18 protein-coding genes are annotated in these 18,767 nt (G+C 71.4%); 4 read left to right on the top strand and 14 right to left on the bottom strand.

Features of this window, described 5'->3' with window-relative positions; genetic code table 11:
* Positions 1-32: 32 nt before the first annotated feature.
* The 14 genes from ABZ880_RS50135 to ABZ880_RS50070 form a co-directional block, all read right to left on the bottom strand.
* Entirely contained in the window at positions 33-413 is a 381-nt protein-coding gene (locus ABZ880_RS50135) for a hypothetical protein (RefSeq protein WP_361277779.1), read from the bottom strand.
* Positions 410-760: a nuclear transport factor 2 family protein gene (locus ABZ880_RS50130; protein ID WP_361277778.1), complete on the bottom strand. Its 351-nt coding sequence runs from the start codon at positions 758-760 to the stop codon at positions 410-412. The genes ABZ880_RS50135 and ABZ880_RS50130 overlap by 4 nt, the downstream gene beginning before the upstream one ends.
* Before the next feature lie 109 nt (positions 761-869).
* Positions 870-1,496, bottom strand: a complete 627-nt coding sequence (locus ABZ880_RS50125; RefSeq protein ID WP_361277777.1) for a TetR/AcrR family transcriptional regulator — start codon at positions 1,494-1,496, stop codon at positions 870-872.
* 550 nt (positions 1,497-2,046) lie between these two features.
* Complete coding sequence (locus ABZ880_RS50120; RefSeq protein ID WP_361277776.1) at positions 2,047-3,105, bottom strand: enoyl-CoA hydratase-related protein; 1,059 nt, start codon at positions 3,103-3,105, stop codon at positions 2,047-2,049.
* Positions 3,102-3,872, bottom strand: coding sequence for an SDR family oxidoreductase (locus ABZ880_RS50115; RefSeq protein WP_361277775.1), 771 nt, complete (start codon positions 3,870-3,872; stop codon positions 3,102-3,104). Before ABZ880_RS50115 ends, ABZ880_RS50120 begins: the two co-directional genes overlap by 4 nt.
* Positions 3,869-4,645 carry an SDR family oxidoreductase gene (locus ABZ880_RS50110; RefSeq protein WP_361277774.1) on the bottom strand — a complete coding sequence of 259 codons (777 nt, stop codon included), beginning with the start codon at positions 4,643-4,645 and terminating at the stop codon, positions 3,869-3,871. Before ABZ880_RS50110 ends, ABZ880_RS50115 begins: the two co-directional genes overlap by 4 nt.
* Positions 4,642-5,856, bottom strand: coding sequence for an acyl-CoA dehydrogenase family protein (locus ABZ880_RS50105; RefSeq protein ID WP_361277773.1), 1,215 nt, complete (start codon positions 5,854-5,856; stop codon positions 4,642-4,644). The genes ABZ880_RS50110 and ABZ880_RS50105 overlap by 4 nt, the downstream gene beginning before the upstream one ends.
* A gap of 12 nt (positions 5,857-5,868) precedes the next feature.
* A complete protein-coding gene (locus tag ABZ880_RS50100; protein WP_361277772.1) occupies positions 5,869-6,840 on the bottom strand; it encodes a phosphotransferase family protein in 972 nt (323 codons plus the stop codon).
* Positions 6,837-8,048: an acyl-CoA dehydrogenase family protein gene (locus ABZ880_RS50095; RefSeq protein WP_361277771.1), complete on the bottom strand. Its 1,212-nt coding sequence runs from the start codon at positions 8,046-8,048 to the stop codon at positions 6,837-6,839. The genes ABZ880_RS50100 and ABZ880_RS50095 overlap by 4 nt, the downstream gene beginning before the upstream one ends.
* Before the next feature lie 30 nt (positions 8,049-8,078).
* Positions 8,079-9,227 (bottom strand): thiolase family protein, encoded by a 1,149-nt coding sequence (locus ABZ880_RS50090; RefSeq protein WP_361277770.1) that lies wholly within the window; start codon positions 9,225-9,227, stop codon positions 8,079-8,081.
* Complete coding sequence (locus ABZ880_RS50085) at positions 9,224-9,595, bottom strand: OB-fold domain-containing protein (protein ID WP_361277769.1); 372 nt, start codon at positions 9,593-9,595, stop codon at positions 9,224-9,226. The genes ABZ880_RS50090 and ABZ880_RS50085 overlap by 4 nt, the downstream gene beginning before the upstream one ends.
* Entirely contained in the window at positions 9,580-10,368 is a 789-nt protein-coding gene (locus tag ABZ880_RS50080) for an enoyl-CoA hydratase/isomerase family protein (protein ID WP_361277768.1), read from the bottom strand. The genes ABZ880_RS50085 and ABZ880_RS50080 overlap by 16 nt, the downstream gene beginning before the upstream one ends.
* 104 nt (positions 10,369-10,472) lie before the next feature.
* The gene (locus tag ABZ880_RS50075; protein ID WP_361277767.1) at positions 10,473-11,606 is read right to left on the bottom strand and encodes an acyl-CoA dehydrogenase family protein; all 1,134 of its coding nucleotides are present in this window, start codon (positions 11,604-11,606) and stop codon (positions 10,473-10,475) included.
* A 116-nt stretch (positions 11,607-11,722) separates the two neighbouring features.
* The gene (locus tag ABZ880_RS50070; RefSeq protein ID WP_361277766.1) at positions 11,723-12,517 is read right to left on the bottom strand and encodes an SDR family NAD(P)-dependent oxidoreductase; all 795 of its coding nucleotides are present in this window, start codon (positions 12,515-12,517) and stop codon (positions 11,723-11,725) included.
* A 61-nt stretch (positions 12,518-12,578) separates the two neighbouring features.
* Between ABZ880_RS50070 and ABZ880_RS50065 the strand changes: the two genes are divergently transcribed.
* From ABZ880_RS50065 to ABZ880_RS50050, 4 genes are all read left to right on the top strand, one after another.
* Positions 12,579-13,655 (top strand): NAD(P)-dependent alcohol dehydrogenase, encoded by a 1,077-nt coding sequence (locus tag ABZ880_RS50065; protein ID WP_361277765.1) that lies wholly within the window; start codon positions 12,579-12,581, stop codon positions 13,653-13,655.
* Positions 13,656-13,774: 119 nt separating this feature from the next.
* The gene (locus ABZ880_RS50060; RefSeq protein ID WP_361277764.1) at positions 13,775-15,133 is read left to right on the top strand and encodes an FAD-dependent oxidoreductase; all 1,359 of its coding nucleotides are present in this window, start codon (positions 13,775-13,777) and stop codon (positions 15,131-15,133) included.
* Positions 15,134-15,296: 163 nt separating this feature from the next.
* The gene (locus ABZ880_RS50055; RefSeq protein ID WP_361277763.1) at positions 15,297-16,166 is read left to right on the top strand and encodes a branched-chain amino acid ABC transporter permease; all 870 of its coding nucleotides are present in this window, start codon (positions 15,297-15,299) and stop codon (positions 16,164-16,166) included.
* A gap of 12 nt (positions 16,167-16,178) precedes the next feature.
* Positions 16,179-18,704 carry an ATP-binding cassette domain-containing protein gene (locus tag ABZ880_RS50050; protein WP_361277762.1) on the top strand — a complete coding sequence of 842 codons (2,526 nt, stop codon included), beginning with the start codon at positions 16,179-16,181 and terminating at the stop codon, positions 18,702-18,704.
* Positions 18,705-18,767: the final 63 nt, after the last annotated feature.

Genomic DNA, 18,767 nt, shown 5'->3' with positions numbered 1-18,767 from the left:
CTCCTCCATCACGCCTTCTCGATCACGCCTTCTCAGGTGAACAGGACCGCGGGCGAGCGCCCGATCAGCAGGCGCCGCACCCTGCCCTGGTCGTCCAGCCGGGCCGAGGCCACGAACGTCGCCTCCGGTACGCCCGACCTCCGTACCTCGCCGAGGTACAGCTCGTCCCGGCCGACGGCGGACGCGGTGAGCGGGTGGTGGGTGCGGACCCCGACCTCGCGCTGGGCGAGGTAGCCCTCCATCTCGGCCCGGCCGCCGTGGAAGTCGGTGCCGGCGTCGCCCCCGGTGGAGAACAGGATGGAGAAGGTGAAGTCGTCGCTGATCAGGTCGAGGATCCGGTCTGCGTCGTCGCTGTCCAGGATCCCGAACCAGGTGGTCAGGAACGGCGCGGCGGACGTGGACGGGGCGCTCACGGCCGGTCCACGAGGTCGAAGTCGGGGGTGAAGAAGGACTGGTAGCGGGCCATCAGGCCGGCGGGCGACACCTGTACGGCGGACAGGAAGGCCCCGGTCGTCACGCCCCCGTCGACGACGAAGCCGTACGCCGTCTCGACATCGCCGTCGACCGAGTACCGCACGATCTCGTGCCTACGGTCCACCGCGTTCCGCCCGGCGATGTAGCCGGCGAAGTCCTCGCGGGACGTGCCGGTCCGCTGACCGCCGGGGAGGGCGATGAGGAACCGGAAGCCGGGTTCCAGGAGTTCGAGGGCCTTTTCCGGGTCCTGGCCGTCCATTCTGGCCATGTATTCGCGAAGCACCATTGCCGATCGCTCTCCCTCAGCGTCATGAGTCCCGCATGAAGCAACCTGAGTTCAGTTCAGTTTGACTGTAAGACGGCCGCCCCGCCCCCGACAAGGGGCGGGCCGGAGGCTATTCCGCGACCATCCGCACCACGCATCCCTCGATCATCTCGCTGATCTCCGACAGGGGAATGGCACCGGTCGGGCGGTACCACCGCCAGACGCTGACGATCATGCCGAGGACGGCGAGGCCGAGGGTGTGCGCGTCCCTGACCGGGAACGCGCCCTTCGACATGCCGCGCATCAGCAGGTTCGTCCAGTCCCGCTCGACCATCTGGACCAGCTGGCGGGCCGCGACGCGCTCGGTCTCCTCACGCTTGGACTTCCGCGGGGTGGCGAGGAGGGACATGTTGGCCTGCAGGATGCGCATCTGGCGGATCTCCTGCTCGGTGACCGCGAAGGCGGACCGGACCGCCGCGCGCACTTCCTCCACCGGGTCCGTCTCGTCGGTCGTGGCCTCGACGAACTGGTCGTGGGAGCGCTGGAGTTCCAACCGCATGATGGTGAGCAGGCAGTGGGCCTTGGACTCGAAGTAGTGGTACAGGGCGGTCTGTCCGATGCCGACCCGGTCGGCCACCTCGGACCACTTGGTGTTCTCGTAGCCGTCCTCCCCGAACCGCTCCACGGCAGCCACGAGAATCGCGCTGCGCTTCGACCTGGGCCCCTCCTCCGGATCCACGATCCGCGCCCTTGCCATCGCCTCTCCCTCTCCTCCACGGCCGGTACCGATCACCGTCCGGTCGTCCGAGAGTAGACCCAAGTTCAAGTCGGGTACGAATCGAAGATCGGACGGATCCGTCATGTGGGGTCCGGCTGCGCGGGGCGGGGGGTGTGAGGACTCGGGTCGCGCGAGTTCCGGCCGCCGGGGTACGGGGAGGCGAGTTCCGGGCACGACGGACCGGGCGGCGCGGCCCCGGATGTCGCGGCCACCGGGCCCGCGCCCTCTGGCGCAGAGCCGGCGGACTCGCCACTCGCCATCCGACCGGGGCGGCGCCGGAGCGCGCAAGATCGGTCGCGACGGACAGGCGGAGCCGGAGCGCGCGCGTTCCCGGGCACGACGTAACGGGCGCCACGGCCTGGGATCTCGCGGCCACCGGGGCCGCGCCCTCCGGCGCAGAGCCGGCGGACCCGCCACTCGCCGTCCGACCGGGCGGGGCCAGGACGCGCGAGTTCGGGCCGCCACGGACCGGGCGACGCGGCTCCAGACCTCGCAGCCACTGGCATCCAGCACACAGCCGACCCACCCGTCACGCACCGTCCGACCGGACGGAACCAGGCCACGCAAGCCCGGGCCGCCCCGGACCGGGCGACGCGGCCCCAGACCTCGCGGATGACGGACTCGCGGCCCCGGGACTCGCACCCTCCGACCGCTCGCCCTCCGACGGCTCACCCTCCGACCCCGCAACATCCGGCATCGCGAAGTCGGACCCCACGCCCTCCGACCTTTCGACGTCGGAACCGACGTTCTCCGAGCTCGCAACGTTGCACCCCTCACCCTCGAACCTCGCGACCTCGGACCCGGCACCCCCAAGCCGCACGAATTCCGGCCGGCGCCCCGCGAGAAACGCCGCCACGCCTTCCCGGCCCTCCGCGGACACCGCGGCGGCGGCCAGCTGACGGGCCTCCGCGGCAAGGTGTTGGTCGAGGTCGGCGGAGAGCGCCCGACCGACCAGCCGTCGCGTCGCCCCGTATGCCGCCGTGGCTCCACGCGCCAGCGTGCCCGCCGTCTGCACGGCCTCCTCGTTCAGCCGCTCGGGCGCCACGACCCTGCTCACCAGACCCATCTGCAGGGCCTCGGCGGCCGGGACGCGCCGGTTCGTCAACAGCAGGTCCACTGCCCGCCGCGGTCCCACCAGCCGGGGCAACGACCAGCTGACCCCTGCGTCCGGCGTGTACCCGATCGCGGTGTACGCGGCCGTGAAACCGGCGTCGCTCGCCGCGAGACTCACGTCCGCCGCCCCCACCAGCCCCAGCCCGGCCCCCGCAACCGCCCCCTGCACCGCGACCACCAGCGGAGCGTCCAGCGCGGCGAGAATCCGCAGGGCCCCGTGGAGCGCGTCGGTGACGTCGGTGAGATGTGCTGCCAGGCGCTCACCCGATAGCGCAGCGAACTCCTTGAGGTCACCGCCGACGCAGAAGGACCGCCCTCGCCCGGTGAGCAACACCGACCGTACCCGCGCCTTCTCGCACTCCCGGGCGGCGTCCAGCAGCGCCCGGGCCATCGCCAGGTCGATCGCGTTGCCCGAACCACGGCACATCTCGACCCGTGCCAGCCCGTCGCCGTCGATGTCGACCGTGACCCTCATCGCGCCGTCCACCCGCCGTCGACGGTGAGCACGTGCCCGGTGCAGTACGAGGACGCGTCCGAGGCCAGATAGAGCACCGCCCCGTCCAGTTCCCCCTGCTCACCGCCACGCCCCAGCATCGTGCCCCGCTCGACCCACCGCCGGGAGCGCTCGTCGGAGAACAGCCCCTCGGTCATCTCCGAGCGGAACCAGCCGGGGGCGAGCGCGTTGACCCGCACCCCCGACCCGCCCCACTGGCCCGCCAGTTCACGGGTCAGCCCGACGAGCCCGGCCTTGGAGGCGGCGTAGGCCGCACCGCCCAGTGGGGCGCCGGAAACCAGCCCGAGGACGGACGAGACGTTCACGACCGATCGCGTACGACCGGGATCGGGCACCGGGGCCTCGGCGAGAAGCCGTGCGAGGTGGAAGGGGGCCACAAGGTTCACGGCCAGTACGTCCGCGAAGTCGTCGGCACTCTCGTCCTCGGCGCGAACGGCGCCGGGAGCGCCGGCGTTGTTGACGAGCACGTCGATCCGTCCGGTCTCGTCGAGTGCCGTCTCCATCAGCCGCACACGGTCCGCCTCGCGCGACACATCGCAGACGGCGGGATGGATGCGCGGATCCTCGTCGGCGAGTTCCTTGAGCTTCTCCAGGCGCCGGGCGGCGGCGAAGACAGTTGCACCGGCCGAGGCAAGCACGGTGGCGAACCGGGCCCCGAGGCCGGACGACGCACCAGTGACCACGGCGGTCCGCCCCCGCAGCGAAAACAACTCCCCGACGCTGGTCACGCCTCCACCCCGATCGGCAACACGGTCGCCCCGCCGTCCAGGACCAGCGTCTGCCCCGTCATCCAGGAAGAGGCCTCGGAGGCCAGGAAGACGGCCGCGTGCGCCACGTCCTCCACCGTCCCGAGTCTGCGCAGCGGCAGCTTCGCGGTCAGGATCGGCTCCCTGGGCTCCCAGACGGCCCGGGCCAGCTCGGTCTTGATCAGCCCGGGCGCGATCGCGTTCACGCGTGCCATAGGGCCGAGCTCGTAGGCCAGTTGCCGGGTCATGTGCAGCATGGCCGCCTTGGTGGCGTTGTACCAGCCGATGTGCGGGTCGACGACCAGTCCGCCGACGGAGGCGATGTTGACGACCGCTCCCCCGTGCTCCCGCATCCACGCCCGCCAGGCGCACCGGGTCCAGGCGACCATGCCGTACTGGTTGACCCGTACGGTCTTCTCCGCACGCGGCAGGTCGAGGTCGAGGAGATCGCCCATGTAGGGGTTGGTGGCCGCGTTGTTGACCAGGACGTCGAGGCTGCCGAGGCGCGACACGGTCTCCTCGACACAGCGCTCGGCGTCCGCCGGCTCACCGACGTTGGCGACGACCTCGTGGATCTCGCCGTCGCCCTTGACCCGCAGCAGTTCCTCGCGGGCCGCGGCCAGTCCGTCCGGCTTCCGGGAGGCGATGACCACATGGGCGCCCGCCTCCCGGTACGCCTTGGCGATACCGAGTCCGATGCCCCGCGACCCGCCGCTGATCACTGCGACCCGGCCGCCCAGTTCCTGTCCGTTCACGCCGACTCCTCCGGATACTTGGCCAGTTCACGCCGCGCGACCGTCCGCAGATGCACCTCGTCCGGTCCGTCCGCGATCCGCAGCGCCCGAGTGATCGCGTACAGCCGTGCCAGTACGGTGTCGTCGCTGACCCCCGCGGCGCCGTGCGCCTGGACGGCCCGGTCGACCACCCGGTGCGCGACCTCCAGCGCGGCCACCTTGATCGCGGCGACTTCGGTACGGGCGGCCGCGTTGCCCGAGGTGTCCATCAACCAGGCCGACTTGAGGACCAGCAGCCGCAGTTGCTCGATCTCGATGCGGCTGCGGGCGATCCACTCGCGCACGACGCCCCGATCGGCGAGCGGGCCGCCGAAAGCGGTGCGGGTGAGGGTCCGGCGGCACATCAACTCCAGTGCGCGCTCGGCGAATCCGACCGCACGCATGGCGTAGTGCATGCGTCCCGGCCCCAACCGCCCCTGAGCCAGGGCGAATCCCTCGCCCTCGCCGCCCAAGAGCGCCGACACCGGCACCCGTACGTCCTCGAAGAGCACGTCGCCATGACCGCAGCGGTCGGTGTAGCCGAACATCGGCAGATCGCGCAGCACCGTGATGCCAGGGGTGTCGCGCGGGATCAGCAGCATGCTCTGCTGCCGGTATGTCGGTGCGTCGGGGTCGGTGACCCCCATCAGGATGATCAGCCGGCAGTCGGGGTCGAGGATCCCGGACGTGTACCACTTGTGGCCGTTGACGACGTACTCGTCGCCGTCCCGGGTGATCCGGGTGCGGATGTTGCGCGCGTCGGAGCTGGCCACTTCGGGTTCGGTCATGGCGAAGCAGGAGCGGATCTCGGCGGCCAGCAGGGGCCGCAGCCAGCGTTCCTGCTGTTCGGGGGTGCCGAAGAGGGCGAGCAGCTCCATGTTGCCGGTGTCGGGGGCGGAGCAGTTGAACACCTCCGGCCCGATGATCGACCGTCCGGCCAGCTCGGCGAGCGGCGCGTACTCGAGGTTGGTGAGGCCGGCGCCCCAGTCGCCGTGCGCGAGGAAGAGGTTCCAGAGCCCTTCGGCGCGTGCCTTCTCCTTCAACTCACGCATCACCGGCGGCAGTTCATGGTGATTGTCCGCCTCGGCGAGCTGCCGGTCGTAGACGGGCTCGGCGGGCAGGACGTACTCCGCCATGAACGCGGCCATGCGCGAGCGGAGTTCGTCGGCCCTCGGGGAGAGTCCGAAATCCATGGTGGCGCTCCTTCAAGGCCGTCGGGCGAGGATGTCGCGGGCCGTGCGGATCATTGCCGCGATGGTCGGCGGCAGCCGCTCCTGGTCAGGGTCGTGGTGCTTGCCCTCGCGGTGCCGGCGCAGGTTGTGGCCCATGATCGCGGCCATCTTGGTGCGGGCCAGGGCACGGAACCAGTCGAGGGTGGGGGGTTCGGGACGGCCGTCCAGATAGGCGGTGAGCAGCTCTTCCTCACCGGGTAGGCCGGAGACGGCACGGCCCACCCGGGGGAAGTTTCGGTGGTCGGCGAAGAGGAGGAACCAGGCGAGGTCGATGCGCGGATCGCCGTACGCCCAGATCTCCCAGTCGACGACGGCGGCCGGACGTTCGCCCCGGCACAGGACGTTGCCGAGGCGGAAGTCGCCGTGGGTGAGGGTGGCAGGAATGCCGTCGGGGATGCGCGAGGCCAGGACGTCCAACAGATCCTCGGCCCCGGGACGCAGTTCCGGCGGCACGGCCCGCATGGTGCGGCTCCACCTCTCCAACTCCCCTGCCGGGTCCAGCGGTTCACCCGCCTCCGGTCCCGTCGTGCCGTGCAGATCCCGGAGCACGTCGGCCAGGGCCAGCATCCGGGCCCGGCAGAGCCCCGGATCGAGCCGGTGCTCGTCGAGGACCGGCTCGATCGCCTCGCCGTCCACGAACTCCATGGCGAACCAGGCGGGTTCACCCTCGTCGACGGCGAGGACACCCGGCACGGGCACCGGTGATCCGGCGAGTGCGCGCAGGACCAGTGCCTGACGCAGGACGTCGTTGCGGCCGACGGGGCGTTGTCCCGGTGGCACCGCTTTCACGACGTACGAGGCCGGTCCCGCCGTGACGACATAGGTGAGGCCCGAGTGGCCGCCGGGCAGCGTGCGCAGGTCACTGACGTGCTCGCCCGGGTGTCGATCCGCGAGCCGCTCACGGACCCGTCGCCCGAGTTCGGTCACCTCGGTCGTCGTACTCAACTTCCCGCTCCTTTCGGCTCCTTGGGCAGCCGCAGCACCCGCTCGGCCAGGATGTTGCGCTGGATCTCGTCGCTGCCGCCGGCGATCCGGTAGCCGGGAGCGCCGAGCAGGTGCTCGGTCCAGGCGAACGTGCCCCACTCCCCCGTGTCGGCGGCCAGGCGCGGCCCGAGGAGTTGCTGGACGAGGTCGGTGGTGGCGCGCATGGTCGCGGTGGCGTGCAGCTTGCCGACCGAGGCCTCGGCGCCCGGCTCACGGCCGGCCGCAAGGGCCGAGGTCACACGCAGCCCGATGAGCCGCTGGACGAGCGTGCGCACGAACAGGTCGGCCGCCTGCTGCCGTTCGCCGCCGGTGAGCGGGCGGGGCAGGTGCCGGGCGAGGTCGAGAGCGCGGTCGGCGTTGTCCAGGCCGAGGCCGCCGGAGTCGAGGCGTTCGGCGGCGAGCACGGTGAGGGTGACCCGCCAGCCCTCGCCGACGGGGCCGAGCCGGTCGCTGTCGGGCACGAACACGTCGTCCAGATAGACCTCGTTGAAGCTGGCGCCACCGGTCATCTGCCGGATGGGCCGTACGGTCACGCCCGGCGCGTCCATCCGCACCAGGAAGACCGTGATGCCCGCGTGTTTGGGTACGTCCGGGTCGGTGCGGCACACGGCCACGCCCCAGGTGGCGACCCGGGCACCGGACGTCCAGATCTTGTGCCCGCGCAGGACCCAGCCGTCGCCCTCCCGCACCGCCCGGGTGCGGACGGCAGCGAGATCGGAACCCGCCTCGGTCTCCGAGAAGAGCTGGCAGGCGAGTTCGTCGGTGCGGAGCATGGCGCGCAGCCAGCGGCGCTTCTGCTCCTCCGTGCCCCAGATTCGGACGGCTGGGGCGACGAGCTGCTGGGTGACCGGGAAGACCTCGGTGCGTCGCGGCACGTCGAAGGCGGCCTCCTCGGCGCGGTACAACTGCTCGTAGTACGAGGGCAGTTCACGCCCGCCGTACTCGGGCGGCCAGCCGAACGCGCCCCAGCCCTGGTCGTACCGGATGCGCTCCCAGTCCCGTATACGGTCGGTGTGGGCACGCTCCTCGGCCTCGGTCCAGTTCTCGAAGACGGCCACCGAGTCGTCGCCACGGCCCCATTCCCGGTCTGCGGCGCGCTCTTTCGCCACGCCGGTCAGCCAGTTGCGGGCCTCGGCGCGGAACTCGTCCGGGCCGGGTATGCCGTCCATGATCCTCCTTTCAGCCGGTCAGCACGGTCCTCAGCGGGTCAGCACGGTGCAGGCGCTGACGCCCGGTGCCCCGTAGACATGGGTGAAGCCGGTCGACGGATCCCCCGGCACCTGCCGTTCGCCGGCGCGGCCGCGCAACTGCTGCACGACCTCGTGGACCTGGCGCAGTCCGGAGGCGCCGATGGGCTCGCCGTTGGCGATGCACCCGCCGTCGGTGTTGACCGGCAGCGAGCCGCCGATGCCGGTCGCCCCGAACGGGATGAGAGACTCCTGCTCGCCGTGCTCGCAGAACCCGCACTCGGCCAGGTGCATCACCTCGGCGCCGCTCTCGGTGTCCTGCAGCTGGCACACGTCGATGTCGCGCGGCCCCAACCCGGCTTCCTCGAAGGCGTGTTGAGCGGCGTCGGCGCTCACACTCGTCGGCGTCCCGGGCGGCGCCCAGGGGCTGAACACCTCGAAGGAGCCGAACCGACGGGTCCGTACGACCGCCGCCCGCAGCGTGACCGGCGTTCCGCCGAGTTCGCGGGCCACCGCCCTGCTGCACAGGATCAGGGCGACGGCACCCTGGCCGGGCGAGCAGAACATGTATCTGGTCAGGGGGTCGTTGACCATCCCGGACGCCAGGATCTCGTCCGCGTCGAGCGGCTTGCGGCGCCAGGCGTGCGGGTTGAGCACTCCGTTGGCGTACGCCTTCTCGGCGACCAGCGCGAGGGTGCGGGCGCTGATGCCGTGGTCGTGCATGTACCGCTGGATCTTCATGGCGAAGAACTGCGTGGTCACCATCAGCCCGTCGCGGCCGTACGCCTCGTCGAGCCCCCAGTCGGCGGGCCGCGGGTCGAAGGCGCCGCGCGGATGCTTGTCGAAGCCGACCGCGAGAGCGACGTCCGCCGCCCCGGACCGGATCGCGCCCACGGCTGCAACCAGTGCGCTGCCGCCGGTCGCACAGCCGTTGCGCACGTTCGTGAACGGCACGCCCGTCAGGCCGAGTTCCGCGACCAACGTGTCGGCGTTGCCGGCCGCATCGCTGCCGCCGTACGCCGCCCGCACCCGCGACCACGGCAGTCCTGCGTCGACGAGGGCGGACCGCACGGCCTGCACTGCCAGCTGCCGGCCGCTCGCCTCCGTACGGGCGAAGGAGGTGATCCCGGCGCCGCAGACGAGCACGTCCTCGCCGCTCATACGGCGGCTCCCGCGGCTCTCGGCACGCCGTCCCCCGCCGTGATCGTGAGCGGCATGCCGATCTCCGCCTCCTCTGGCCGGATGTCGAGGACGGCCAACACCCGTACTCCTTCCGGCAGTTCGACGTATCCGACGGCGAACGGGGCGAATCCGGCGGCGGGCGGAACGTACGGCGGCGTTTTGGGCGCGTACCGCTGCACGGTCCAGGTCCACAGCGTGCCCGTGGCGGAGAGCACGACCGGCTCGGCCGGCCCTCCGCAGCGCGGACACGCCGGGTCGGCGGGGTAGGTGGCCACCGCGCAGTCGGCGCACCGGGAGCCGCGAAGCCGGCTCCCGGTCTCCCGCACCGCGCTCAGCGGCCCTTCCACTGCGGCTCCCGCTTCTCCAGGAACGCCGACACACCCTCCGCCGCGTCCTCGGAGTTGAGCATCACGCCGACCGCGAGGTGCTCCATGACCATCAGCGACTGGATGTCGGCGTCGAGGCTGCGGTCGATGGTCATCTTGGTGATCCACATGGTGAACGGGCTCTTGTCGATGAGCTGGTCGGCGAACTCCTCGACGGTGGCGTCGAGCTTGTCCGCGGGTGCCGAGGAGTTGATGAGGCCGAACTCGGCGGCCTCGACCCCGGTGAGCAGCTTGCCGGTGAGCATCAGCTCCTTGGTCTTGCGGACGCCGATCATGCGCGGCACCCGGTAGATCGGTCCAGCACCGCCGAACAGTGCGCGCCGGATGTGGAAGTCCCCGATCAGGGCGTCGTCCGCGGCGATCGCGAAGTCGCAGGAGATCATCAACTCGAAGCCACCCGCGGTGACATGACCCTCGAGGACCGCGATCGACGGGGTCTTCATCGAGTAGAGCCGGTCGCAGACCTTCGCCGACAGCACGGCGACGTCGATGGCGTTGGACCTGCCGACGAAGTCGGCCTTGAGGCTGTCCAGGTCGAACCCGGAACAGAAGGTGTTGCCGCGGCCGCGCAGCACCAGCACGCGCAGCTCGGGGTCGGCGTCGACCTCGGTGATGATCTCGTCCAGCCGGTTCAGGATCGGCACGGTCACACAGTTCTTCTTGTGCGGCCGGTTCAGCCAGACCCGTGCCACATGCCCGTCCCGCTCGAACTGGATCTCGTCCTCGACTGCCATGAGCTCCTCCAAACTGAACTGAATTGAGTTCGATTCTGTGGGCGGATGGGTGCCCCTGTCAATGGATCGGGAGGCGGTGACCGCTCCGATCGGCCGGCGCGTGATCAGCCGGTACGGCCGGTGAGGCCGAGCAGACCGGCCAGGCGCAGGCGATGGTCGTCGCCCGTCCCCAACAGCGCCTCGTCGGCCCGTGCCCGGCGCAGATACAGATGGGCCGGGTGCTCCCACGTGAAGCCGATCCCGCCGTGGAGCTGCACGTATTCCGTGACGGCGAGGCGATAGGCACCAGTGCACGCAACGGCTGCGGCACTCGCGGCCACGGGCAGTTCCGACGTATCTCCGGCAAGACAGGCGCTCGCGTACGCCGAGGCCGACCGTGCACCCTCGACCTCGACGAGCAGATCGGCCAGCCGGTGCTTGACGGCCTGGAACGAGCCGATGACACGCCCGAACTGGGTCCGTTGGGACACGTAATCGAGTACGGCGTCCAGGGCGTGCGCACTGCCACCGACGTGCTCGGCGGCCAGAGCCACCCGGCCCGCGTCGAGCACGGCCTCGACGACTCCCGCCGCCTGCCCGGGCTCACCGACCGCCTCGGCCGGCGCCCCCCGGAAGCGCACGAGTGCCTGACGCCGCGTGGAGTCCAGGACCCGCCGAGCCGCACGGTCGCAGGTCGCACCGTCCGGCTCACAGGCGAACAGCCGCTCCCCGTCCGGTGCGCGGGCGGCGACGAGCATCAGATCGGCACCCTGCCCGCCGGGCACGAAGTCGGCCTCCCCGCGCAGTACCCAGCCGCCCGGGGTGCGCTCAGCCGTCACGTCGGCAGGGTGCAGGAATCCGGCGACCGTCGCCGTGAGTGCGCCGGCGGCGATGCCCGGCAGCCAGCGCGCACAGGCCCGTCGATCGCCGCTGCCCAACAGGGCGTGTCCGGCGAGGACGACGGTGGTCAGCAGAGGCGCGGGACACAGCACACGCCCGGTCTCCTGCAGCACCACGGCAAGTTCGGCAAACGTGTACCCGCTCCCGCCGTACTCGTCGGGCAGGGCAAGCCCGTGCACTCCGATCTCGCCGGCGAGCCGTTCCCAGAGCACCTGGTCGTACCCGCGCGGGCTCTCGGCTTGCCCACGGATCTCCTCTGGCCCACAGGTCTCAGCAAGCAAGGCCCGTAGGACTCCTCGAAGTTGACGCTGCTCATCGCTCTCCAGCAACAGCGCTGGATCGGCATCGAGCCGAAACATCCAAACCTCCCTCGACCACACCCCTCAGGGGCGCGGGGCTGTGACATCGTGCGGCTCCGCCGCGTGGGCGCGACCAGCCACAAACAACCCGCAGCCGACCACTCGGGGTTGGTCCCTCACACCGTGAACCGCCCACCATTCGCCAGCAACACAGCGCCCACAAGATTCGCCGCCTCCGAACTCGCCAGGAACAACGCAACGTCGGCAATCTCCTCCGCCGTCGCATACGGACGAACCCGCGGATCGGCAAACCCCCGCCGAAGCGCCGCAGGCGTCCGCGCCGCCATCCCCGTCTCCGTCGGCCCCGGCGCCACCGTGTTGACGCGAACCCCGAACGCGATGGCCTCCTTGGCCACCGACTGGCTCAGCGCATGCACCCCGGCCTTCGAGGCCGCGTAGTGCGGATAGCCGGCCTGGGCGTCGAAGGCCGACGAGGAGCCCACCGTCACCACGGTTCCGGACCGGTGCGGCACCATGACCCGCAGAGCGCCACGCAGCACATGAAACGTGCCGTCCAGGTTGACGCGCATGACGCGCCGCCATGCCTCGTCGCCGAGCCGCGCCGTCACCTCCGGCGGCCGGTCCGCGACCAGGGCCTCGGCGATCCACTCCTTGGCCGTGGGGTCGTCGACTCCGGCCGCGTGCACCACGACGTCGAGCCGTCCGTGCCGCCGTACGACTTCGTCGAAGGCCTCGTCGACCTGCGCGGGGTCGGCCACGTCGACGGTGAGGGAATGCGCTCGCGGCAGCTCCTTCGCGACGGCCTGCGCCGCCGGGCCGTCGACGTCCGCGACGAACACCTCGGCCCCCTGTGCGGCAAGTCCCCGGGCGACCGCCGCGCCGATGCCGGATCCCGCACCGGTGACGAGGGCGACCCGCCCGGCGAAGCGCCCCACGTGCTCACCGCCCATGCACGACCACCACCTCACAGTCGGCTACTGAACTGACTTCATTTTTGTTAATGTCTCAGGTATGTCAACAGGCAGGACGAGAGCGGTACGACTGACCCGGTGGGGCGGCCCGCCGATCCTCACCGAGGTGGCACGCCCCACCCCCACGGCCGAAGAGGTGCTGGTCCAGGTGGAGGCGGCCGGCCTCTGCCGTTCGGACCTCCACGTCGTCGACGCCCGGCCGGGAGACCTCCCGTACCGGATTCCGTTCACCCTCGGACACGAGGTCGCGGGCCGAGTGGTGGAGCGCGGCCCGCTCGCCACGGGTCCGGCGGTCGGTGAACGCGTGGTCGTCTACGGCCCCTGGGGCTGCGGGCGTTGCGCGCGCTGCGCGGTCGGCGCGGAGAACTACTGCGACCGGCGCGCGGCTCTGGACGCCGACCGCGTCGGCACGGGGGCGGGACTCGGGCGCGACGGCGGGATGGCGGACCTGATGCTCGTACCGTCCGGGCGACTGCTGGTCCCGGTCGGCGACCTGGCCGCCGACCGGGCCGCGCCCTTGTCGGATGCCGGGCTCACCGCGTACCACGCCGTGACCACAGTCCGGCATGCATGGAACGACGACGTCCCGGATGCCTGCGTGGTCGTCCTCGGCATCGGCGGCCTGGGGCATCTGGCCGTCCAGATCCTGCGCGCCACGACGACCGCACAGGTGCTGGCCGTGGACGTGCGGGAGGAGGCGCTCGTCCTGGCCGACGAGTGCGGGGCGCACTTCGGAACGCTTCTGCGGCCCGACACCGCGGCGGTCCTGCGGGAGCGGACGGGCGGAGTCGGGGCGGTGGCCGTGCTCGACTTCGTGGGCAGCTCCTCCAGTCTGCAGCCGGCGGTGGACGTGCTGCGGCCGGGCGGAGAACTGGCCGTGGTGGGCAGCGGCGGCGGGGAACTCGCGGTCCGCAAGCCCGGCGTACTCCCTCCCGGGACGCGGATCTCGCTGCCCTTCTGGGGGACCCTGCCCGAACTGGAAGAGGTCGTGGCCCTGGCACGCAAGGGCGTGCTGCAGGTGGGGGTCGAACGGTTCGCGCTGTCGAGCATGCCGGAGGCCATGGCGAGGCTCCGCACCGGTGATGTGCGGGGGCGTGCGGTCCTCATTCCCGACTGACGGCCGACTCGGCCGAAACCCGTACTGTCGCACCACTTGTCGACCACCCTCTCGACTCCAGAAGTGAGTTCAATTAGCGTCTTGTTCCACTCGGCGACGTGAAGGCGGTGGGACCCGCTATGGATGCGGAGACAGTGGATCTGCTGGTGATAGGCGGCGGCATGGCCGGACTCTCGGCCGCCGCCCGGGTGGCCGCGGAGGGCGGCTCGGTGGTTGTGGTGGAGAAGGCGGAACGCACCGGCGGCTCCGCCCGCTTCGCCGGTTTCGTATGGACGACCCCGACCGTCGAGGAGATGCGCCGGGTCAACCCGGACGGAGACCCGGAGCTGGCCGCCGCCCTGGTGGACGGGTTCGCCGACGGCGTGGCCTGGATCCGGTCGCTCGGCGTGGAGTGCCGGCCGCCGGTTCCGGTGCTCGGCTTCGGCCGCGGTCACCAGGTGGACACGAACCACTACCTCGACACGTGCGAGCGGCTGATCCGCGACCGCGGCCAGGAAGTGCTGACCGCCACCCGGACCGTCTCCCTCGTGACGGAGGACGGCGTGGTCAAGGGTGCCGACTGCCTCCTGCCGGACGGATCCCGGCGCCGGATCCAGGCCACCTGGACCCTGCTCGCGACCGGCGGTTTCCAGGGGGATCCGGGCCTGCGCGCCGAGCACGTGCATCCGCGGGCCGCGGACATCGGACTGCGCGCCAACCCGCGCAGCCGGGGCGACGGCCTCAGGCTCGGGCGCGGCGCGGGCGCGGCGTTCGGCAAGAAGGACGCCGGGTTCTACGGGCACTTGATGCCGGCGGGCGTCTCCCTGGCCGACCCCGCACGCTTCGTCGACCTGGCGCTCTACTACAGCGAGCACGCCCTGCTGTTCGACACGGCCGGCGAGCGCTTCGTCGACGAGACGGTCGGGGATCATCTGACCACCATGGCGCTGCTGGAACGGCCGGAGTCCCGCGGCCTGTTGGTCGCCGACGCGCGGGTGCACCGTGAGTGGATCAGCGCCTCGTACGTGGAGGGCATCCCGGGCGTGGACAAGTTCCAGCTGTGCCATCGTGCAGGTGCCCGCAGCGCGGTGGCGGACAGCCTGGAGGACTTCGCGTCGATGCCCGAGGAGTGGGGTTATCCCGGCGCCACGATCCGCGACCGCATCGAGGAGTTCAACGCCACCGTGAGCGCGAACGGCGCGACGACGCCCGGTCGGCTGCTCGACCGCCGGCCGCTCGACGAACCGCCGTACTACGTCGTCGAGGCGGCCCCGGCGATCACGTTCACGTTCGGTGGCCTGCTGATCGACGCCGGCGCGCACGCACTGACCGCGGACTCGGACCGGCCCGCTCCGGTACCCGGCCTGCTCGTGGCCGGCGCGGACGCGGGCGGGCTGTACCGGCGCGCCTACGCGGGCGGGCTCGCACCGGCGCTGGTCTTCGGCCTGGCGGCGGCACGGACGGCGCTCACCGAGACTCCGACGACCGTCGGTCACTGATCTCCGGCCGGCCGCTCGGCACAAATCCTGTGCACGAGTCTTGCCCGCCCGGCACCGGAGTACCTAGCTTACTGAATTGAGTTCACTTTGACTCCGTGGTTCGTGAGGTGATCATGCTTCTCACATGCGTGGCGCGAACGCGCTCTTTTCCGAGGGAGGGACTGTGAGTCAGTTCCTGCTTGTCCTGGTCAGCGGTGTGGCCAGTGGAGCCGTGTACGGCCTCATGGGTCTCGGGCTGGTCATCATCTACCGGGCCACGGACGTCGTGAACTTCGCGATGGCCTCGCTCGCGACCCTGGGCCTGTATGTGGCGCTCTCGCTCCACGACCGCGGTGTGGCGACGGTGCTCGGCATCCTCGCCGCCGTCGCGATCACCGTGGCGGCGGGCCTGGTGGTGCGCGAGACGGTGATCCGGCCGCTGGGGCAGGGGCAGTTGTTCTCCGCGCTCGTGGTGACGATGGGCGTGTCCCTGGTCGCGGAGAGCACAGCCGGATCGATCTGGGGCGACCAGCCCAAGGACTTCCCCAATCTGGTCGACGGGTCGGTGCGCTGGTCGGGCGCCGCGGTGCCGGTCCAGAGCCTGGTGACGATCGCCGTGGCCGCCGTGGCGATGGCGCTGGTGGGCTATCTGTTCGCCCGCACCACACTCGGCTCGGCCATGCGCGCCGCGGCCGAGTCGGCGGACACCGCCCGCGTGGTCGGGCTGAGTTCGCAACGGCTCGCCAGGATCTCCTGGGCGCTCGGGCTGGGGCTGGCCGCGCTGGCCGCCTGTCTGTACGCACCGCGGTCCGGCCTGGTGCCCACCGCGCTCGTCGCGCCCCTGTTCCGGGCCTTCGCCGGAATCTTCCTGGGCGGCCTGACCAGCATGTACGGCGCCGTCCTCGGCGGGCTGACCATCGGCGTCCTGGACAACATGGCGGCGAACTACGTCTCCGCCAGCTTCCGGGACACGTTCGTGTTCTCGTTCACCGTGCTGGTCCTGCTGATCCGCCCCCAGGGCATGTTCGGCACCCGCACCTTCCAACGGGTCTGAGGGGTCGCATCCATGGTCTTCAACCGTTCCCTCCTGGCCAGGGCCGCCCTGGGCCCGGCCGCCGGCGCGGTGCTCATGGCGTTCATGGCCTCCGGCGCGATCCCCGCGTACCAGATGTACTCGGTGGGCCTCGCGGCCGTGTACACCATCGTCGTACTGTCGGTCGGCCTGCTCGCCGGCTGGTCCGGCATCTGGTCGGTGGGCCATCCCGCCTTCTTCGCCATCGGCGCCTACTTCGCGGCGTACGGCAGCGGTCACGAATGGCCTCTGGAAGCGGTGATTCTCGGGGCCGTTGCCACCGGTGCCGTCCTGGGCGCCTTCCTGGGGTACGCGGGCGCCAGGTTCTCGGTGCTCTACATCGCCCTGCTGACCCTCGCGTTCACCACGGTGACCCTGGAGCTGATCAACCGCTGGAGCAGCGTGACCGGCGGCGACCAGGGGGTGCCGGTCGTCCAGCTGCGCAGCGCACTCGGCCTGGGCACCCTCCTGGGTGGCGGCACCGAGGCCCAGTACCTCGCGGTCGGCGCCGCCGCCGTCGTACTCGCGCTGGCCGTGCCGGCCGCCGCCTCGGGGCTGCGGATGCGGCTGGTGGCCGCCAAGTCGCACCCCCTGGCCGCCCGTACGATCGGCATCGCGCCGGAGGCGCAGTCGTCGCTGTCGTTCGCGGTGAGCGGGGCGTGCACCTGCTTCGCGGGCGTGCTGCTGGGCCTGCTCACCGGGTTCGTCAGCCCGGATCCGTTCTCGCTGAGCTTCGGCATCTCGCTGATCGCGGCATGCGTGCTCGGCGGGGTCGGCACCATCCTCGGCGCCGTGGTCGGGGGCGTCTACCTGACCTGGAATCCGTCCCTCTCGTCCGCCGTCGGGATGCCCCAACCCGTCGTACAGGGCCTCGTGTTGATCGCGGTGCTTCTGTTCCTGCCGGGCGGGGTCGTACCCTTCCTCGCCAAGCCCGCACGAAGCCTCCTACGGCGGGTGCGGCGACGACCGGACGCCGAAGTGCCGCTGCCTGCCGACGAGTTGACGGATATTGCGCCGCTCGGGCCCTCCGGCGACGGCCCCGTCCTGCTGCACCTGGAGCACGTGTCGGTCTCCTACGGCGGACTCAAGGCCCTGGAGGACGCCTCGCTGTCCCTGCGACAGAACGAGATCCTGGCGGTCATCGGGCCCAACGGGGCAGGAAAGACAACCCTGTTGAACGCGCTGTCGGGGCTCACCGGCAACGGCCGGGTGAGCGGGAGCGCCGAATTCGCCGGACGCCCTCTCCTCAAGGCCAGGGCGACCGCACGGCGGCGGCTGGGCATCGGCCGTACGTTCCAGCACGCGGAGGTCTTCTCCGAACTCACCGTCGCGGAGAACGTGTTGTGCACCCGCCGCCGGATCACCGCCCGGGACCGGGCCGAGGTCACGCGGCTGCTGCGCTCCGTCGGTCTCGCGGACGTGGCCGACCGCCGTCCCGGGGAGCTGCCGTTCGGTCTGCAGAAGCGTCTCGACCTGGCGCGTGCGATGGCCGAGGATCCGAAACTGCTGGTCCTGGACGAGCCGTTCGGCGGCCTCGACGCGGGTGAACGGGCGCTGCTGGCACGGCACATCAGGCGGCTGCACGCCGAGGGCACCGCGGTCGTGGTCATCGACCACGTCCTCGACGACCTCTTCTCCGTCGCCCACCGGGTGCTCGCGTTCGACTTCGGCCGCACGATCGGCGAGGGCACCCCGGACACCGTTCTGCAGGACCCGAAGGTGCGGTCCTCGTACCTGGGAACCGTCGACGGCAGGACCCGGCCGCCCGCGCAAGGGGGCGAGCGGAGCATGATCCGCCTGCACGGGGTCGGCCACACGTACGGCGGCGTGGTCGCCCTGCGGGACGTCGATCTCGATGTCCGCCAGGGGGTCGTGCTGGGCATCGCCGGAGCCAACGGCGCGGGCAAGAGCACACTGGCCGGCATCCTGCACGGCTCGCTCGAACCGGCCCGTGGCGACCGGGAGTTGGGCGGGGCGGTTCGCACCAGCCTGGCGCCCGAGGGGCGGGCCCTGTTCAAGACGCTCTCCCTGCGCGAGAACCTCGAAGTCGCCGCGTACGCGGCGGGCATCAGCGGTCCGCCGCTGCGCGCACGGCTGGAGGAGACCGTCCAGTGGCTGCCGGCGCGGCTGCGTGACCGGATGTCCGCCTCCGCGGGCGGGCTGTCCGGCGGGGAGCAGCAGATGCTCGCCATCGCCCGGGCCCTGATCGTCGCGCCGGACGTCCTGATCGTCGACGAACCGGCACTCGGGCTGGCCCCTGCCCTGGTCGACGAGGTGTACGACCGGCTGGCCACGCTGGCCCACGAAGGCCTGACCGTCGTGCTGCTCGAACAGCTGCTCAGCCGGGCCATGTCCGTGTGCCACGAGGTGGCCGTGCTGCACGAGGGCGTCGTCGCGGCCCAAGGGCGGCCGGGCGACCCGGAGTTCGCGGCGCTGGCCGAGGCGGCGTACTTCAGCGGCGGCCTGGACGCGGCCGCCCCGACCGCGGCGGCCAACGCCCGCACTTCCCCAGTGAATTGACAATCCCGTTGTGAACGAGGTGGACCGTGTTCCGAACGATGAGAAAATTCCGCCGTACCGCGG

It is taken from the genome of Streptomyces sp. NPDC047043 (assembly GCF_040644055.1).
Lineage (GTDB): Bacteria > Actinomycetota > Actinomycetes > Streptomycetales > Streptomycetaceae > Streptomyces.
This window is presented reverse-complemented; position numbering and strand designations above follow the sequence as displayed.